Source organism: Legionella fallonii LLAP-10 (assembly GCF_000953135.1).
In the GTDB taxonomy this organism is placed as follows: Bacteria; Pseudomonadota; Gammaproteobacteria; order Legionellales; family Legionellaceae; genus Legionella; species Legionella fallonii.
On the sequence record NZ_LN614827.1, the window covers coordinates 37749 to 57252 of the forward strand.

Here is a 19504-nt window from a genome sequence, read left to right on the forward strand (position 1 = left end):
TAGTTAATTTGATTCTGTGAGAGATCATTACATTTACAGCGATTGCTCACTAAGTTCATTGGTCTCTTTTTCTGCATCAAAAATTAGGGGGGGCATTGCATCCTCTTGCAGTTCATCAAGAACAAGGAGTAGTCCATCGACTGTCTGAGATTCTAGTCGGTTAATAGTCGTTGTGTTTATGGTTGTGATTATCCAATCTCTGGCCTGTCTGATACCCAAAATGAGGCTATCAGTTAAAGGTTTTAATCCGAAGCTGTTTTTTATCAACCAACCAACTATTTCCATTGTTGTTGCAACCATAGTTGCCAATATTTTTAATGGATTCCACTCCAGATCACCTATCAATTCATTAGCTCGTGCTCCAATACTCTCCAGAGCTGAGCCAATTGCAAATAAAATTGCTCCTCCTGCATATCCCAGATGGCCTACAAAGCCCGCTGAGAATTTAAGTAATGTGAAACAACTACGAATAAAACCTACCACAATCTGATTGAGCAGGGATGTTTGTTTTACACTATAGACACGATGGTGATCGGCTAATGTTCGTTCTAACATAAGAGTTAGCTCAGAGGCTGAGTTACTCTGGGCTAATTCTTTATAATGTTGTTCTAGTTTATCGAGAATTTGTTCGTATTTGCCCTCTCTGTTTTCTGTTCTCTCTTCATTTAAAAGACTATTATTGACAATGTCATTGATTTCTTCACGTAGTTGTTGTGTTCTCGCTGCTTGGGCTCTTTTTCCCGCAAAATTAAACTCCGATTTTTCTCGCTCATATTGAAACGAGAGGCGATAAACTTCCATTTCAAGTAAATTTAATTTATTCATTTGCTCTGACTGTATTTTTATAGATATCGGTGCCAAGTGAGGGAATATTTGTTGCGTGGTCGCGCAAGGTTCTAAAGTCCTATAGCCACGAGGGGCGTTTAGGGAAATACCTTCGGCTTCGCTTTTTGTTACACCGCGGACACTTAGGCGATTAAATAACAAGGGATCATTAATATTTATTCTTTGTAATTCCTCAATGACTTGGTCTTGGGTGCAATGGCTGTCGTTAGGAAAGCGAGAATCGAAAACATTCTTTTCAAAGAGATAATTAAATGTTCTAGGATAGGCAATTTTGAATAATTCACGTTCTAGTTGATTAATAAAAAACGCAGGGTCTCTGACATAATATTTTGTGTGTTGCTGTAACGTTCTTTCCGTTCGTGGTGCGGGGAGTCCGTCAAAAAAGCTGTTACCCACCTGGCCTGATTGAAAATAGTAATTCCGTTGAGCGTGATGAGCACTAAATATTTTTAATAACTCCTGAGCGCTAGAGAGAGAGGGTAAGTCACTGGTTTCATGCTCCCAGGAAATAATTTGTGGTATCTGATTATTTTGGAATTCTGCGCCATATTGGGTTAAAAAATGATACAGCACATACCAAAGTAATTTGGGGCCACTATCCATTTGCGTATCTTTTATTTTGGTGGTGTCTGAGTGATTACCGTACATAGGTAACATGCTTACTTTGGTCTTACGTGGATCAGCAATGATAATCCGTGTCATATCTTGGGGTTTGAAATCCCTTCTTCTTTCGTCCTTTTGCAATATGGTGACGCAATTATTTACATTGTCTGGAATAATTCTGCCAAAAAGATTGCCCTTATCAGTAAGTCCGGCGACAGGGTCTATTAAAAATAAATTTAAATCGATATTCTTCAATAAGCTTAATAATTTTTCATCGTCTTCGTTTAGCGTTTGCTGTTTCTCTAAGTCCTTTTGTTTTTCTTTTAGAATATTGGCTATACGGATACAGATCACCGAACCACGACTAAATCCAGTTAAATTGATTGTATTTTGTTCGCTTTCTTGTTCCTTTAACCAGGTAATTATTTCATCGGCTCCGAGTTGAGCATTAACAGGAACTTGTCGCCCTAAAAGATCAGGACCATCCATAATGAGTACTTTATTGGGGGTGGTTTCAGCACTGGAGCTAGAAAACTGAGAAATAATGTTAGCTGTTACCCCATGAATTTCATTAGTGCCATAGCTATAAAGTGTAAGAACCGCCATTATTTGTCTCAGCATAATTGTATTGAATAAATAATAGCAAATTAATATTAAATGAGAGTTAACAAGACACATTGTTAATGGTTTGCAGATTAGCTTTCCGCTTTGTTTGTTGCGAGCTACAGAGTGGTTCAATATGTACTATAATTTTGATGAAAGTGAAACATGGAGATTAAGCATGTCCGTCAAACGCGAAAAGAGGTATCCAGGGGATAGCGATGTGATTCATCAACATTATATGGACATCATTAATGCCCTTGCTGATATTGTTTACTGGGTTGACGTTAATTGTAATTTAATAGGATGTAATAATAATTTTGTTAATCTATTAGGAATCCAGGAGTTACGTGATTTTAAAGGCACCCCCTATCAGCAAATGGATAAATGTGCTCATTGGCAGGAGCAGCGTATTGAGACATTCAGATTGGATGATATGAAGGTAATTTTTTCAGGCGAGGCACGTACTAACGTTGAAGAGCAGCCTATTATCGATGAAAAAGGTAAAACCTTATATTTTAAATCCAATCGAGTTCCTATGTTTGATGAAGGGAGAAATGTGATTGGCATGGTCGTGGTGTTAACTGATATTGGTGCGATAAAAAAACTGGAGGAACGTTTAAAGCCCGAACCTCAGCAAGAAAGACAATTTCACGACAATTTAGTCAAAAATGGGCGTCTACCTACCATATTAATGATCGAAGACAATATCATTGCCCAAAATGTCGAAAAAGCTTTGTTGACTGGTTTAAATTGCCATGTGGACATCGCGGATACCGGTGATAAAGCCTTGAAGTTATTTGATCCAGGAAAATATGACTTAGTATTAATGGATATTGGCTTGGAAGATACTTCTGGATATGTCGTGGCGAAACAATTACGCAGCATGGAAAAAGATACAGATCATCATGTTCCCATAATCGCATTGACAGGGTATGAAGCAGATGTTGTTAAATACGACTGCGAGCAGTACTTCATGGAGGGGGCTATTACTAAACCGTTAACCAGCACCCAAGCAGAGCAGATTATTAAGCATTATGTTTACCATCAGGATGTCTCCGTTGATGGTTTGAAAAGGGTGTAAATTATTTTCTTGCGTCAATGAGAGAATTTGAATCACGTTAAGCTCAATAGAATACTCCTCGTCTTGATGACTAGTTTGTCAACATGGGGATATTGCCAATCGTCCATAAGATAATAAATTTGACAACATTTTAAATCGTGACTATCTTTAACTCCTGCCTTAATTAAATTCAAGGAATGAAACTATGAACGCACTTTATTCGACTACAGCCCATACCCATGGTGGACGCAACGGTCATGTAGAAACAGCCGACGGAACATTAAAACTAGAATTAGCTATGCCTCCAGAGTTAGGTGGAAAGGGCGGTGGTGCTAATCCAGAGCAATTGTTTGCTTCCGGATATGCTGCTTGTTTTGAAAGTGCTATGCGCTATGTAGCTCAAATGGAAAAAATTGCACTCAAAGACGCGTCAATGACTGCTACTGTATCTTTATATCCTACCCCAGAGAAAGGATTTAGATTGGGTGTTGCTTTGCATGCCTTTGTTGAAGGGTTGAATCAGGCTGATGCTGAAGCCTTAGTTAACAAAGCGCACCATGTTTGTCCTTATTCTAATGCGATAAGAGGTAATGTTGATGTTGAATTAAAGGTCACAGCAAAGTAGGTTATTTAAGAAGCGGCACTATCATTAATCGTTTTCCCTACGTCCTGCAGACAAGCCACGGGACGTAGGGATGAGATTTAATATATTAACGCTCAATAATTGCAGCTACCCCCATACCCCCGGCAGTACATATACTGATCAATAACCGACCTTTCTCTTTATTCGCTAAAATTTTTGCTGCAGCGCCAATGATACGCCCCCCTGTTGCTGCAAAGGGATGTCCTAAAGCAAGGCTGCCTCCTTTAACGTTCATTTTTTGTAGATCAATACTACCTAAAGGTTGATCTCGGCCTAGTACTTTTTGGCAATAATCGGCAGACTCCCAGGCTTTTAACGTACAAAGCACCTGCCCTGCAAAGGCTTCATGAATTTCATAGTAATCAAAATCTTGAAGGCTTAGCTTGTTTCTTGCTAATAAGCGGTTTACCGCTATAGTAGGTGCCATTAATAGGCCGGCGCCATGAACAAAATCCACAGCAGCTACCTCACAATCAACAAAATAGGCGAGAATATCCAAATTATGGGTTTTAGCCCATTGGGGAGAGCCTAAAAGCACTAATGCTGCACCATCTGTTAAAGGAGTTGAGTTCCCTGCAGTTAAACTACCCTTATCAGAGCGATCAAAAACGGTTTTTAATCCAGCAAGTTTTTGTAAGGTTGTGTCCTTACGGGTAATGCCATCGCGTTTTAAGCCTGCAACGGGAACAATTAAATCATCGTAAAAGCCCTCATCGTAAGCTAGGGCAGCATTGTGATGAGAATGTAGGGCAAGCTCATCTTGAGCCTGCCTACTAATTTGCCATTCCTTAACCATGAGCTCACAATGTTCTCCCATAGACAGCTTAGTCCTAGGCTCACGCACTTCAGGCAATAATGGTTTTAACATATTGAAACGAAATTTTTTAAGCACAGCAAAGCGTTCTTTAAACCCTTTTGCCTGTTTGTATTTGATTAAAAAATGCGTCAGTGTTCTTTGACCAATAAGGGGAATGTCAGAATTGGTATCTGTTCCGCCACCTATCCCTACAGCAATTTGGCCACTTGCAATTTTTAAGGCGATGATATTGATGGACTCTAGTCCCGTGCCACAGGCTCGTTGAATTGTTAAACCAGGTGTGTCTGGCGATAGGGTGCTGCCTAATATCACCTCTCGAGCAAGGTTCCAGTCAAAAGGATGATTCATTACTGCACCAGCAACTAAATCACCTAATAATTGACCTTGAATATGCGTTTTATCAATCAGATTAGCTAAGGCAGTCCCTAATAAGTCTTGATTTGATTTTCCCAAATACTGGGTTTGCGATTTGACAAATGGGGTACGCGAACTGCCAAGGATAGCTACTTTTTTACCAAAACTCATGGCCACTCCTTTAATTGGCTTCTACTCTTTAAGCATATACTAAAAAGAAAAATCGGCTATACTCTTCTAAGAGCTTGTTCATTAATTCCACTAAAAATGAACAAGCTCTTAGAGTTTGCCAAACAAATTGACTAGTAACATAAGTTGTTGGTTTTTGGTGTGACGAATATTTTTAGAATAAGGACATTCAATGTATACGCTCTATTCATTTGGTACCCCTAATGGCATTAAACCTACCGTAATGCTAGAAGAATTAAAACAACCCTATACCGTACAAATGGTAGATATTTCTAAAGGTGAGCAATTTGAGCCTGATTTTTTAAAAATTTCGCCTAATAACAAAATACCTGCTCTGTATGATCAATCTAATGAATTATATCTGTTTGAAAGTGTCGCTATTTTGCAGTATTTGGCAGAAAAGCATGAGCAATTTCTCCCCAAAGCGTTAAAAGATAAATACAAAGTCTTGCAATGGTGTTATTTTCAGGCAGCCCATATAGGACCAATGTTTGGTCAATTCGGCCATTTTCATCGTTATGCCCCTGAACCAGTCCCCTATGCAATGAAACGATATGCTGATGAATGCATGCGTTTAATGGGGGTGATGGAGCGCCAATTAACTCAATATCCTTATATAAGTGGCTCTGAGTATACTATTGCGGATATGGCAATATGGCCTTGGATATATTGTTATCAATTTTTTTATGAGATGTCCATTGATGCAACACAGTTTTCTCATTTAATGGAGTGGTACCAACATGTTAACGAAAGGCCTGCGATTAAGGCCGCCTTAGCGGTCTATGGACGAACTTAATTTAGCAATTGAGGCATGGGTATTTATTCATTAATGACTCAGTAAAGTGAGTAATAAACGCGTTGTTTTATTAACGACAATGTGTCCGTTTTTTGATTATTTCTCGATTCGATCCTAAGCTTAAAGGTACATAATTATATTTTATGATCCATGTAGCTAATTTATGTTAGATAAAAAAGGGCACATTAAAAAATTGGTATCTTTGCTCCCTAAAAGAACTAAAAATTATAGTATAAGTACCTATGAGTTCGAACGTGAATTGCTTAGTCGATTAATCGCATACAATCACGAGTGTAAGTGTGTGCATTCCTTTAGTGTAAATACCTTAACTCTTATTAATGAATATCCCGCTTTAAACAATAAATTAATGAGCTTTTGGCGATGTGATGCGAACTCTATTCATATTATTGCCCCCTATGATTTCCCTCTTGATAGGCAACAAGAACTGCATGAACGTACTAGAATAGAACAGTGGCAACCCTTAGCTATCCGTTATCGAGCCCTTGGAGGTCACTCCATATCCGATATTACCAGTCGAGTTGATATCTGCCTCGAACAAGAAAACAATGCATTATTTTATTTCAGTTTTTGGAGCAATCTGTCTGAAGACGATTTAATTCCTTTAACCCCTTTTTTAAAGGATTTTTTTGGGGTTTTTAATTTGTGTTTAGGGCGTTTATTAAATAAAAAGCAAACAAAACTATTAAAAATCATACTGGAAAAGGCAGTAGACTCTGTAGAAATTACCAATGAAGACGCCGTGATTCAATATGTTAATCCTGCCTTTGAAAAAATTACTTTATATAAAGAGGTGGAGGCCTTAAATAAGACGGTGGCGTCTCTATTACGCTCACCTAAAGAAGACATCCGTTTATTTGAGCATATTAAACAAGAACTTAAAGCCGGTAATATCTGGCGTGGCCAGTTAAAATCGAGAAAGAAAGATGGCAGCGACTGGATAGCGCAAACGGTTATTGTTCCCGTGGTTGACGATGAGCTCGGGCAAATTAAACAACATATTGCTATTAAACAAGACATTACTGAGCAGATAAATCATCTCAATCAGCTAAAAGTAAGTGAAGAGCGTTATAGAAATCTGATGAATGCGGCTTCCGATGCCATTTTTATTCACGATTTAAATGGTTTATTTATCGAGACTAATAAGGCTGCGTGTAAATCTTTGGGATATACCCTCGAAGAGCTACGTCAATTGTATGTTTGGGATGTTGAGGTTGGCCCTTCTAAGGAAGAACTACAACAACTGTGGATAACGTTACAAGAAGATACACTGGTAACCGTGGAGGGTAAGCATAAACGAAAAGATGGCACGGTGTTCCCAGTTGATGTTCACTTAGGTTTTTTTACGGCTACAGATGAAAAATTAGTCGTTGCGATTGTTAGAGATCTCACGGAGCAAAGGCGCTCTCAAGCGGTGATTCGACAATTGACTCGAGCTTTAGAGCAAAGTCCTGTTCTGGTTTTGATTACTGATAAAGTGGGAACAATTGAATATGCTAATGCCAAGGTTCTAGAGCAAACTGGTTATGGTACTGAAGAACTTTTAGGGCAGAATCCACGTATCTTACAGTCAGGCCATACCCCTGCTGAGACCTATCAACTCATGTGGAAGCAATTGCATCAAGGACAAGAATGGCGTGGTGAGTTATTAAATAAAAACAAACAAGGGGAGTTATTCTGGGTCTCAGCAATTATTTCTCCATTGCGGGATGAGGGTGAAGGCATTACTCATTATTTAGCGGTGATGGAAGATATTTCACAGAAAAAGAGCTATGAGGAAATGCTCAAGTATCAAGCGACTTATGATAATTTGACTAATTTACCTAACCGCTTTTATGGCTATAATCGCTTAGAGCATGCCATTGCCAATGCGTATTTAAATAAAAATAAATTAGCTGTTTTATTTTTAGATCTGAATGAGTTCAAGCAAATTAATGACTCATGGGGACACGCAGCGGGGGATGTGCTATTAAAAGCATTATCCGAGCGTTACTTATCGATTATTAGACAAACGGATACTATTGCTCGTATTGGTGGCGATGAATTCATGATGATTTTGGAAAACTTGAATTATGTTGCTGATGTGGAGCTGATTGCTAAGAAATGTTATGAAGTCTGTTTGCGGCCTTTCGTTATTGAATCAAAGGAGCTTATGGTTTCTTCTAGCATTGGCATTGCTATTTTTCCTGAGCATGGAAAAGATGCCAAAACCTTAATGCGTAACGCGGATATGGCAATGTATCACAATAAAACACACCATCAAGCTCCGTGGACTGTCTATACACGAGCGATGGATGAAGTTGGTTCTAATTATATTCGGATCAAAACAGAACTCTATAAGGCATTAACTCGGGATGAGTTGTACCTTTGTTATCAACCCATCATGGATATTAAAAATAATGTACTGATTGCAGCCGAGGCCTTGCTGCGTTGGCATAGTTCTACTTTGGGTGATGTTCTTCCTGATCAGTTTATCCCTATAGCGGAAGAAACGGGGATAATCATTCAATTGGGTTATTGGATATTGCGCAAAGTATGCAAGCAAATTAAAGAGTGGCAGATGTTGACTAGCAGCGAGCTGAAAATTGCGGTCAATATTTCCACCATGCAATTAAAGCAGAAGGACTTTGTTAATAAAGTAAAAATGATTATCGAGGAAATGGGAGTGACTCCAGAGTCATTGATTTTTGAGATTACAGAATCAGCTTTTATTGATGATACAAAATTTATCTTGTCGCAATTAAATAGACTTAATGAAATGAATATCCATTGCTCGTTAGACGATTTTGGTATGAGGTATTCTTCCTTAAATTCTTTACGCTCTTATCCCTTTAAAAGTTTAAAAATTGATAAAACCTTTATTCAAGGGATTAATAATCACAGTAATGACTTAAGTCTTGTTAATAGCATTATCGCTATGTCAAAAACCTTAAAACTAAGGGTGGTAGCCGAAGGGATCGAAACAGAGGAGCAACTGAGAGTCATGCGTTCGTTGAGTTGTGATATGGTACAGGGATGGTATTTTTCGGAGCCTTTAAGCATCGATCATTTTTTATCTTATTTAAACAAGCAATCCAAGTAACAATTGATGTTCTTTCTCTATAATCTTTATATTAGACCTCTTTCTCGCCTATTGGCTCTAATGGTTGAGTCGACCCAATCCTTGGGAAACAAGGCAATAGGCCAATTTGCAGCAATAAATTTTTACCTAATTGTCTTCTGATTAAGGCATAATAGGCTCCATTAGATTTCTTTCCTCACCACCGCGAGCTTGGAGCGAAGTCTATTCTGTCTCATTGATGTTAATTAAAGGATCTTGGCGATGCATTTAATAGATTGGCCACGGGTTTATAGCCAACCCAAGTCTACTGCGAGTTTTAAATCGGTGCCTGACGATTTTCAGGTCTATGAGTTTTTTGATAGCCAATTTAGTGGGCAGGGAGAGCACATAGTCCTTAAAATTGAAAAAAAGGGATTAACTACAGAAGAAGTCGTGAAATCTTTAGCACGACTCATTAATAAACCGGCTAAGCTCATCAGTTATGCGGGTTTAAAAGATCGCCAAGCATTGACTACCCAATGGCTTAGTATTCATGCCCCCGGAGAGCATATTGAAGGCGTCGATTCTTTGGCTGCACCGGGATGGCGGGTGTTAGAAAGTACCCGTCATCATAAAAAGCTCAAGCCTGGTTTTTTAACCGGTAACCATTTTGTTATGAGGTTACGTGATGTTTCTAACCCAGAGGATGTCATTCAACGTATAGAACAGATCAAAATAACCGGGGTACCCAATTATTTTGGCGAACAGCGTTTTGGCATAGAAGGTGGTAATTTATTAAAGGCTGAGGAACTATTAGTGAACGGACGGAAAGTTAAAGACCGCTTTCTTAAAGGGATGTACTGCTCTGCCGCGCGCTCTTGGTTGTATAACTTAATTCTGGCTAAACGAGTGAATGAATCCACTTGGAATCGCCCCCTTTTGGGTGATGTGATGCAATTGAGTGGTTCAAATAGTATTTTTGTCATTGATGAAGTTGATGAGGAGATAACTCGTCGCATTAAAGAGAATGACATCTCTCCGGCAAGTCCTTTACCTGGGAAAACAAAAAATAAGGTAAAAGGAGCCGCCTTACAACTGATTGAAGACATTTATCGTGATTGGCAGCCTTGGTTGGCGGGATTGGAGCGATTAGGTTTAGAGGAAAGCTGGCGCGCTAATATTTTACACATCAAACAATTAAACTATACCCTACAAGAGCAACAGCTTGAGTTGGCTTTTACTCTGCCGGCGGGCTCTTATGCCACGGCGCTATTAAGAGAGTTGGTTCTTTATTAGGAGTGGTTGCTCATCGACTAGACTCTCCTGGATACCGGATAGGTCGTGGTACGTAGGTATTGGTCGGGCAACAAATTGCCCGACGTTGTTGCCCGTGGCTAAGGGGGATGACGCGCGAGGAGAGGCGATGGAGCGAAGCCCATTATTATGTTTTATCAAATAACTATCATGATTGTGTTGATTCATATAGCATAATGAATCAGATTCTCTAATTGTTAATTTTCAACAAGATGCGCCCATGGTCAAAAAAATAATATGCCTTATTGTACTCATGGGAGGGTTATTCGGTTGCAATAAAAAAGTAGAACAACAGATTACTACTGCGCCAAAGACTTTTCCTTCAAGCACGCATGCATATAAACCGGTTGCCAATTTACCCGAAATCGCCTGGTGGCAGCAATTTCATGATCGCGAACTCAATCGATTAATTGCCGCTGGCTTGAAAAGTAATATGGACATTCATATGGCTATAGGCAACTTACAGCAAGCCCAAGGTGAATTGCAGCAAGTTAAATTGAGTTGGATACCCACGTTAAAATTTTTGGCAGGGTATTCCACTAATCCTGCGTTTGGTATTCCCGGCGGATTTTTTGGGGCATGGCCTTATTATACATTAAATATTATGCAGCTTTATTCCCAACAGAAACAAGCGAACTATAACGTAGTGTATTATCAAGCAGCACTTGATGGAATAAGACTAGTGACTATTGGGCAAGTGGCCGGATCTTATTTTACCCTTATGGCACAGTTGGAACAATTACGCTTATTAAAACAGTTAAACAAAGATTTAAAATCGCTAATTACTTTAAGTGAGCAAGACATTCAGATTGGTTTACAAAATAACATTGACTTAGCCCAACTTCGCTCCGATGAACGCATAGTTGCTGCTCAGATCAAACCGGTATTACATAATATTGTGGCGAGCGAAAACGCGCTGCATTATTTAGTGAATGAAAATCCTGGTCGTATAAAAAACAAAAATAACTTTGCCCAATTGGATTTCAGTCTTTTCAAACCAGGCAACTTACCCACTCAAGTGCTAAATAATCGCCCCGATCTAAAAATGGCGGAATATGCATTAAAAGCAGCAAAAACAGGGATTACCATTGCCTACACTAATTTTTTCCCCGCGTTGCAACTCGATGAATTTGTTGGTGGATTACACGTACCTCACACTGTTTTTGGCCAGTTTACCGATGCCTATGCTAATTTAAATATTGATCCAAGTAATATAGGCACTATTTCCGCTAGTCAAGGAGCTTATAATGCTTCAGTTGCTGCATTTAATAAAACACTGAGGCAGATTTTAAAAGAAGTCGACACCGATTATTCTGCAAACAAACGGATGAATGAGCGTTTCCTTGCTTATCTACAAGCAGAAAACGACTATAGAAATAAATATAAATTGCAGCAAGGTTTATTAAAAACAGGATTGATCTCATATAAAGAATTACTACAAAGTAAGATATATTTGGATAACTTGGCCCTTTCTAGCAATCAGGCCAAATTGGAGTTAGCAATGTCCCTGGTCCTTCTGTATCAAGACTTAGCCGGTGGATATGCTGCGAATTGAGGATGTCGTCTGTTATTCTATTTTGAGCCTTATATGATAAATTTTGACTTGGTGCGAACAAAGATTAAGCAGTTTTTCCGGCGTTTAAAACGTAATGTTACCCCGGCTAATACTATCATTTTTATCGGTATTCTAACCGCCATTATTTATCTCTTCTCATTTTTATTTCCATTTACCGATAATGCTTTTGTCGTCAATAATGTGCGCCCTGTAGCGGCTCTGGCCAATGGTTATATTACTGGACTTTATGTTAAAAACGGCGATGTGGTGCGTAAAGGGCAAAAATTATTTACCGTATTCAAGAAACCCTACATTTATACTGTGGAACAATTAAGCGCTGACCTGGCTGTTGCTCAAGCGCAACTGGCCGCTTTAAAAATGACCTATGAGCGGGACCAAAAACTTAGTGAAAATGAGCACAGGATGTACGTTAAGTTGGCTCAAGACGATGAGAAATACCGCAAAGCATATCGATTAAAATCGGTATCGCTTATTACCTTGCAAAATTCACAACAAGAAACACAAGCAGCCAAAGATAAATGGCAAGCCTCTTTAAAACAATTGGAAATTGACACCCATCAGATCGCTGCCCAAGGAAACGAAATTAAATCACTAGAGGCTAAATTAAAGAATGCCGAAGTTAATTTAGAACTTACTGATGTGTACGCTCAAGGCAATGGCATTATTCAAAATTTATTTTTTACTTTAGGAACACCGGTTAACATCAATCAGCCGCTGTTTTCTTTGGTGGACACAGATAATATCTATATTCAGGCAAATTTTAACGAAACCGACTTACGTGATGTGCGTAAGGGCACAAAAGTATTAATATTTCCAAGGATGTACCTGGGCAGGAAAGTCTTTCATGGAGAAATTGAATCGGATTATTGGGGGGCGAATAGGCAACTAGTTGATGAGCGTACCCAATTGCAAAATGTTATTAACGAAAATCAGTGGATCTTATTACCACAACGTCTGCCCGTGATTATTCGGGTAACTGATGTTGATCCTAAATATCCTCTCCGGGTTGGAACAAGTGCCTATGTCTATGTCAAAGTTTAAGCAGTGGCTTGATACCGTAGATCCTTATGCCATCCAACGAATTGCCTTTTATAAGGCCGTGTTTTTAGCCACAATACTAACCTATGTCTATTGGCTATTTTTACCAGTAAGCTTTACTACCTTTACCGCTCCTTTTTTTATTATGTCTGTTTATGAGATACCAGGAATATCCAGTTTTAAAAAAAAAGAGCAGTTACTGCTTTTTATTGGTGGCAGTATGATGTTTGTTAGTGTTTCTTTCTATCTTGTTTATCCTTTTCGAGTTATATTTTTCTTTTTCTCTGTGGCGGTACTCACGGGTTTATATTTTTTAGTATTGCGTTATTTCTATGCGTTAAAAAATCTGACGATGCTCGTCATTGCAACAGGGGCTATTGTTCTGAGTACAGAGCCTCCTGCTAATTTACAAGTTGCTTATGGCTTTATTTCCTCAATAGCCCTTTCTGTCATTACCGCATTAATTTGTTTGCGCATTTTTCCTAACCAATATTTAACCATTTGGAATAGAGCCTTACAGAAATTTATTTTGTATTTTGAAGAGGATATAGAAAACTCCATAAAACATGATCACAATAAACCCATTAGAGAGGAAATTATCCATTTTGAAATGGTGCGCCATTATCAGCGACTTGTTGGTAGGAAATATATATTACCAACCTATCGTATTGCGGTATACATTCGCTCTATCCAGCTATCTCTAGATAATTTGTATTATGAAGAAAAAAATGAGATTTTTTGGCTTGGAGTCAAAAATAATCTGCATACCCTCCGACTTAATATGGCGGCTTACAATCATTGTGATTTAGCAGATATAGGCGTAGTACCTACAACTAAATTACAACATTATATCTGGGGGTGCTTATGTCGTGCCTTTATCCATTGGAATAAATTATGCGCGCTACGCAAAAGCTGAAAAGAAAGCTGGATTGGGCTCGATTTATTCATTTAGCCATCCTTTTTATGGTGGCTATGTTCCTCTATTTATTTTCGACCATTCCCGAGAGATGGTGGATCTTGCTTACCGTACTCGTAATTAGTGCAGGAATTGAGCCCGGATTAATTATCAGACGCTCTATTCATCGTATTGGGGGTACCCTTGCTGCATTGGCAATCCTCATTCCGCTAATCTATTTACTGCAATTAAATTATCGCCTCATTCCCGTGCTTTTTATTTTGACCATTATTGGACTCAACATTACTGCATTAAATACTAAACGCTATGATATTAGTGTTTTTTTTATAACTTTAACCGTCTTTTTATTGTTAGCTCAAACTACAGAGGTGACTTCGCCTCAAGGTCCGCTGGAAATGGTCATTAATCGCGGTACCTGTACTCTAATTGGTATTTTTATCGTTACCGTTGCCGATTATTTTTTATTCCAAAGCTATCGTTATTCACATAAGCTTTATTTATTTCACCAACTGATGTTATACGGTTTTTTTACCAAGAAAATACGAGAAATAAGTAACTTGCGGCAGAATAAAACCAATACGTTTCTTTTTATTGAAAAAATGCGTGATCAGATCATTCATCATTTCGCACCTATTGCAATCAGCTCGGAGAATTTAAAGTTAGAAGGCAAAATTAGTCGGAAAACTAAAGAGCAGATTGATATTTTTCAAGATACGGTGTGGAAAATACGGCGGTTACTCTTTGCTCTTTGTGTTTCGGAATGTATTTTACAATCCCCATCCGCCACGGAAAGACATTTACATCAAGTTAAAGAATTAATGGCTACAGCAAGAGCTAACTTTATTTATTTAGGTGAGTCCAATTCTGAGATTGATCCAACCGCTTCATGATAGGAACTAGTTTCGGATACAAAATAGGTAGCTTAAGCCTTTACACAAAACGAAGTCACTTAATATCTTCGGCCTCAGTGCTCGATCTACGAGAGAGCGCGACACGATGCAGTCAAGTCCAATTCTTCTTTATAAACGTTCGTTTTAACCTCGAGTAATCCTAATATAGTAGAAAATAAATAATCATGAGAAATCGGATCTGCTTGTTTTTTATGTAAACAGTTTTTTTGTATTCTTAATTGCCGTAATAGGCCTTGAGATAACCACAGAACCATTGGCACCTTTTTTTGTTCATCAGGAGCTAAAAAATAGGGTAATCCGTGTAAAAATAAGCCGTGTTCACCTAATGACTCTCCATGATCAGATAAATAAATTAATCCTGTATCGTGCGATTCAATTGTAGTCAGCAAATCTATTGCGTTAGCTAGTATCGAGTCAGTATAGAGAATTGCATTATCATAGGTATTTATAATCGATTTTTGTGAGCAACGAGATAAGTCCGTTGTTTCACAAATGGGTTGCCAGCGTTTGAATTGTTCTGGGTATCGCTCAAAGTAAGCTGGACCATGATTTCCCAACATGTGTAATACAATGATTTGATCATTTTTTTGGGCTTGGATACGTTCTTTAAGTTGATGTAGTAATACTTCATCCAAACATCGCCCATGTTTACATAAAGCATCTACTGTTACTTTCTCAACAGGCAGGCCATTACAAACCCCTTGGCATCCTGACTGATTATCTCGCCATAGCACAGTAATTTTAGCCTTATTTAGAACATGCAGTAAGGATTCGCTATTTTGAATAAGCTGTTGATTACTATGCATGCCATAAGGGGAGAACATGCACGGTACTGAAATTGCGGTATTAGTGCCACAACTAGTCACTTGAGAAAAATTAATTAGTTTATGTTGAGCAAGTGCAGGCGTGGTTTGTCTTATATAGTTATTCAATCCCCAATTTGATGCACGTACTGTTTCACCGATTACAAGAATAATTATTCGCGGTTTGCTGGCTGCTGTTCGATAACCTTGGTAGGCGTCTTCACCTATCTTTATTTTATCTTTGCTTATTTGGCGTGTTTTCCAACAAGTCTTTATTGAAGAATAAATTACATTTAATGGTGTGCATAAATATAAAAGATGTCTTTGCTCTCGAATAATGGGTCCAAAATCATAAACGCAGGCCCATACTCCGCCCAAAATCATACACAGCGATAAACAAATCATACTTATTCGATAACTAAATCTACTAGGGATTATTTTCACTTGCCATACTATCCAAGAAGGAAGAGCTCCTAAAAATAAAAAATAAGGTGCAATACCCCATTGCAAAAACTCTTTGCTTTCTTGCTGATCAGTATTCAGGACATTAACAACCATTGAGGGATCAATGTATATATGTAAAGTTGAGATAAAATAAACGGCTAGTGAAGTAATCAGAAATAAAAGTGGCATGAGCCATCTATATGTCCAACGATTGATTACCAATAGTAGCAGTAACCATTGCAACCCTATGATTGCAGTGGCTAGATATAAAAAAATAAGCCAGGTATGTACAGCAGACAAATCCTTTAGAAGAGCTATTTTGTACCAAAATGAATAACTACAAAATAAAACAAAGAAAATACTGGATATCAATGTGCCCAGCTCGATAGAACAGGGGTAAGCTTTTATTTTAAATTTTATGATAAATCTCTCTTAAGAAAAGCAAATAAAAGCGCAGTAGTTCTGGCTGTCATTATCTGTTCTCAATCAATCCTAAGGCAGTTAAACTCATTAGAGAATACCTTCGTAGACGATTGTAATACACTTCTATAGCCCTCGTCACTGAAGATGCTGGAGAATACTATGTTTTGATAACTCTCTTGTTGTCTCTGGCTGAGCATAAATCAACTCTATTTTTAGAGTGTGGAACTTTTCATCAACTGTCGTTAGTGGTTGTGAATTGCTTTGAGCAAAACTAAAAGGTGAGGCGAATAAAAAACAATAGAAAACTAATAAAAACTCAATCTCATACCAATTCTTTCCCCTGTGTTAAGAGATCTTCTTTTATTGGGAATGATTCTATTTTAATTGCTTATATGAGCTAGGCTCGATGATGTCAGGAGCCTAGCAATAGGATTTAAAAAACCTAGGTTCTAGAGCTGGGGGAGTCTGTTCTTTCTGCCTCGGCTCTATTTTCAGCAAGGGTTTGGCTGATTTCCATGGCCTTTTCATAAGAAAAAATCACTCCATTATCATGTTCTGGCATAAAATGGCTAAGAGGGAATGAGACCTCCTCTTTATCCATGAAATATTTAATTAGGTCATGCCACTTACCACTGGTGAGCGTTCTGAGCTTATTAAGGAATGTAGAATATTCAGCCATAATCGAGGTGGATGAATGAAATCGTTCAGCCATACTGGATAAATGCTCTTCTGTGGGCCAAAAAAATGGGTAGCAAGGCATATAGCCTTGTAGGTATATTAGATTGCCTGTAGACGAATTGGGGTTATTATAGTGCTCTGCGTTAGCTGTTATTAACTGATATACATCCCGGGAAACAGCAGGTGATCTGTAATCGCAGAATACTACTTTGATATTTTTACTAAGTAAATTAGAGATTGAGCTCGCTATCGTGGAGGCAACTTCTTCATCAAAACGCATGGCAATATATTTTTTTTCCGCCGTATTAACGACTAAGCCTTCTTTTAAATCAGCAGCAAAATGTGGATCAATATTGATAATCAAATGCTTATTATGCGAATCAAAAACTATGTTTTGACACCATGAATCATCAGCTCGCGGACCAGAGCCAATCAAGATGATAACTTCTTTGACGTCCTCATCAAGATTATTTAAAGCATGCACAAGAATATTTGCCTCATCACTACGTTCAGCTTTACGGAACATGAAAGTCTCCTAAGAGAGATATTAATTTTAGATGCCTGTACAATAATAGCACAGGTTTGGTGTATAATTTAATTGTTACTTTTCCAAAGAGTCTTATCTGAATACTCTAATGAGACTGCGTGAGGGAATTGAGCAAATTGGGAGACATTATGAGAATCGGAGAATATTGTAATCAAGATGTAATTACTATGAATGGTGAGGAGTCAGTTAAAGCGGCTGCTGAACTAATGCGTCGACACCATGTTGGTGATATTGTGCTTGTGGACGAACGCAATGGACAATATATTCCCAGAGGGATTATTACCGATAGGGATATAGTAATAGAAGTTGTAGCAAAAGGAATTGATGCTGATTCTTTGACGGTACAAGATATTATTACTCGCCCACTATTGACGGTTCACGAAGATGAGAGTTTATTAAATTGCCTTAAATTGATGCGCGTGAAAGGGGTTAGGCGTCTTCCTGTCGTTAATGAGAATAAAGTGTTAATGGGTGTTATTTCTTTTGATGATATCACCGCTGTATTATCTGGAATGTTATTCAACGTCGTTGGCATAGTTGATCGCCAACAGCAAATTGAGACAAAGCAAAGAGCCTAATGTCTCTGTTGCTAAAAATAGCTATATCATCTAGATACATTGACGATTATTGCTCCACTAACTATTCTTAAAAGATTAATGCAGAATCTAAGGAAGGGTGAAGCTATGTTTAAATCAGATATCGTGTTGTGCTCTCCAGTTCGTACCGCAATTGGCACTTATAACGGCAGTTTAAAACAGACTCCAGCAGTTGAATTAGGGGCTGCGGTGATTGGTGAGATCATGCGTCGCACGGGAATGGATGCAAAAACAATAGACTCAGTTGTCATGGGCAATGTGGTGCAAGCGGGTAATAGGATGAATCCAGCCCGTCAAGCAGCGATCAACGGTGGTTTGACCGTCCATACCCCAGCATTAACAGTTAATCGAGTTTGCGGTTCTGGGGCTCAGGCTATTGTTAATGCGGCACATGAGGTTGCTGTGGGTGCCGCCAAGGTAACTATTGCCGGCGGGATGGAGAATATGGATCTGGCTCCTTATTTGGTTGGTGGAGGCCGTTGGGGGTATCGCATGGGGGATGCGGAGATCTATGACAGTATGCTCCGTGATGGTTTAAAAGATGCTTTTTCTGGAGAGCATTCCGGCTGGCACACAGAAGACTTAATTGCAAAATATGCCATTAGCCGAGAAGAACAAGATCGTTGGGCAGAGCGTTCACAACAACGTTTTGCAAAAGCTCAGGAGGCTGGCCATTTTGTGCAAGAGATTGTTGGCATAGAACTTTCTGGTAAAGGTGGGGTGTTCCTCTTTGACAAAGATGAGGCGAACCGGCCAGATACCACCCTAGAAAAATTAGCAAAATTGAACGCTGCCTTTCGTAAAGATGGAACTCTAACTGCGGGTAACTCTCCTGGCCTTAATAGCGGAGCAGCGGCGATGATAGTGACTACCCCCGATATGGCTCAACACCATGGTTTGGAACCAATGGCACGTCTAGTGGCTTATGGGATAAGTGCCGTTGAACCCGGAATGTTTGGTATTGCTCCTGCGCCAGCCATAAAGCAAGCACTTGCTCGCGCCAATTGGCAACAAAATGAGGTTGAACGTCTGGAAATAAATGAAGCCTATGCCGCAGTTCCACTTGCGGTAATCAAAGAACTCGGTTTATCAGCAGAGCTCGTCAATGTTGAGGGTGGGGCGGTTGCTTTAGGGCATCCCATTGGCGCAACAGGGGCAGTGTTAACCACCCGGTTAATTTATTCCATGCGTCGCGATGGCCTTAAACGTGGTGTCGTTTCTCTTTGTATCGGCGGCGGTCAAGGCATCGCTTTAGCGTTAGAGATAATATAAGACGTTATAAAGGCAAT

Annotated in this window: 15 protein-coding genes; 11 read left to right on the top strand and 4 right to left on the bottom strand. The window is 38.9% G+C overall.

Features of this window, described 5'->3' with window-relative positions:
• Positions 1 to 33 precede the first annotated feature (33 nt).
• A complete protein-coding gene (locus LFA_RS00155; protein WP_045094393.1) occupies positions 34 to 2055 on the bottom strand; it encodes a DUF5621 domain-containing protein in 2022 nt (673 codons plus the stop codon).
• A gap of 175 nt (positions 2056 to 2230) precedes the next feature.
• On the opposite strand from LFA_RS00155, the gene LFA_RS00160 reads away from it, so the two are divergent.
• The gene (locus LFA_RS00160; protein ID WP_045094394.1) at positions 2231 to 3133 is read left to right on the top strand and encodes a response regulator; all 903 of its coding nucleotides are present in this window, start codon (positions 2231 to 2233) and stop codon (positions 3131 to 3133) included.
• Between the two features lie 184 nt (positions 3134 to 3317).
• Positions 3318 to 3737 (top strand): organic hydroperoxide resistance protein, encoded by a 420-nt coding sequence (locus LFA_RS00165; RefSeq protein ID WP_045094395.1) that lies wholly within the window; start codon positions 3318 to 3320, stop codon positions 3735 to 3737.
• 85 nt (positions 3738 to 3822) lie between these two features.
• On the opposite strand, the gene LFA_RS00170 is transcribed toward LFA_RS00165, so the two are convergent.
• A complete protein-coding gene (locus LFA_RS00170) occupies positions 3823 to 5097 on the bottom strand; it encodes an acetyl-CoA C-acetyltransferase (protein WP_045094396.1) in 1275 nt (424 codons plus the stop codon).
• A gap of 190 nt (positions 5098 to 5287) precedes the next feature.
• On the opposite strand from LFA_RS00170, the gene LFA_RS00175 reads away from it, so the two are divergent.
• The 7 genes from LFA_RS00175 (at position 5288) to LFA_RS00205 (ending at position 14703) form a co-directional block, all read left to right on the top strand.
• The gene (locus LFA_RS00175; protein ID WP_045094397.1) at positions 5288 to 5911 is read left to right on the top strand and encodes a glutathione S-transferase N-terminal domain-containing protein; all 624 of its coding nucleotides are present in this window, start codon (positions 5288 to 5290) and stop codon (positions 5909 to 5911) included.
• Between the two features lie 163 nt (positions 5912 to 6074).
• Positions 6075 to 9011, top strand: a complete 2937-nt coding sequence (locus LFA_RS00180) for a sensor domain-containing protein (protein ID WP_084602067.1) — start codon at positions 6075 to 6077, stop codon at positions 9009 to 9011.
• Between the two features lie 240 nt (positions 9012 to 9251).
• Positions 9252 to 10265, top strand: a complete 1014-nt coding sequence (truD, locus tag LFA_RS00185) for a tRNA pseudouridine(13) synthase TruD (RefSeq protein ID WP_045094398.1) — start codon at positions 9252 to 9254, stop codon at positions 10263 to 10265.
• Between the two features lie 238 nt (positions 10266 to 10503).
• Entirely contained in the window at positions 10504 to 11838 is a 1335-nt protein-coding gene (locus tag LFA_RS00190) for a TolC family protein (RefSeq protein WP_045094399.1), read from the top strand.
• A gap of 33 nt (positions 11839 to 11871) precedes the next feature.
• On the top strand, positions 11872 to 12900 hold the full coding sequence (locus LFA_RS00195) for an HlyD family secretion protein (protein WP_045094400.1): 1029 nt from the start codon (positions 11872 to 11874) through the stop codon (positions 12898 to 12900).
• Positions 12881 to 13813: a hypothetical protein gene (locus tag LFA_RS00200; RefSeq protein WP_045094401.1), complete on the top strand. Its 933-nt coding sequence runs from the start codon at positions 12881 to 12883 to the stop codon at positions 13811 to 13813. Before LFA_RS00195 ends, LFA_RS00200 begins: the two co-directional genes overlap by 20 nt.
• Positions 13792 to 14703 carry an FUSC family protein gene (locus LFA_RS00205; protein ID WP_045094402.1) on the top strand — a complete coding sequence of 304 codons (912 nt, stop codon included), beginning with the start codon at positions 13792 to 13794 and terminating at the stop codon, positions 14701 to 14703. The genes LFA_RS00200 and LFA_RS00205 overlap by 22 nt, the downstream gene beginning before the upstream one ends.
• A gap of 86 nt (positions 14704 to 14789) precedes the next feature.
• Here LFA_RS00205 and LFA_RS00210 read toward each other — a convergent pair whose 3' ends face one another.
• On the bottom strand, positions 14790 to 16343 hold the full coding sequence (locus tag LFA_RS00210) for a phosphoethanolamine transferase (protein ID WP_231865879.1): 1554 nt from the start codon (positions 16341 to 16343) through the stop codon (positions 14790 to 14792).
• 493 nt (positions 16344 to 16836) lie between these two features.
• Positions 16837 to 17598, bottom strand: a complete 762-nt coding sequence (locus tag LFA_RS00215; RefSeq protein ID WP_045094404.1) for a hypothetical protein — start codon at positions 17596 to 17598, stop codon at positions 16837 to 16839.
• 149 nt (positions 17599 to 17747) lie between these two features.
• Between LFA_RS00215 and LFA_RS00220 the strand changes: the two genes are divergently transcribed.
• Positions 17748 to 18197 (top strand): CBS domain-containing protein, encoded by a 450-nt coding sequence (locus LFA_RS00220; protein WP_045094405.1) that lies wholly within the window; start codon positions 17748 to 17750, stop codon positions 18195 to 18197.
• 105 nt (positions 18198 to 18302) lie between these two features.
• A complete protein-coding gene (locus tag LFA_RS00225) occupies positions 18303 to 19487 on the top strand; it encodes a thiolase family protein (RefSeq protein ID WP_045094406.1) in 1185 nt (394 codons plus the stop codon).
• The last annotated feature ends 17 nt before the right edge of the window (positions 19488 to 19504 follow it).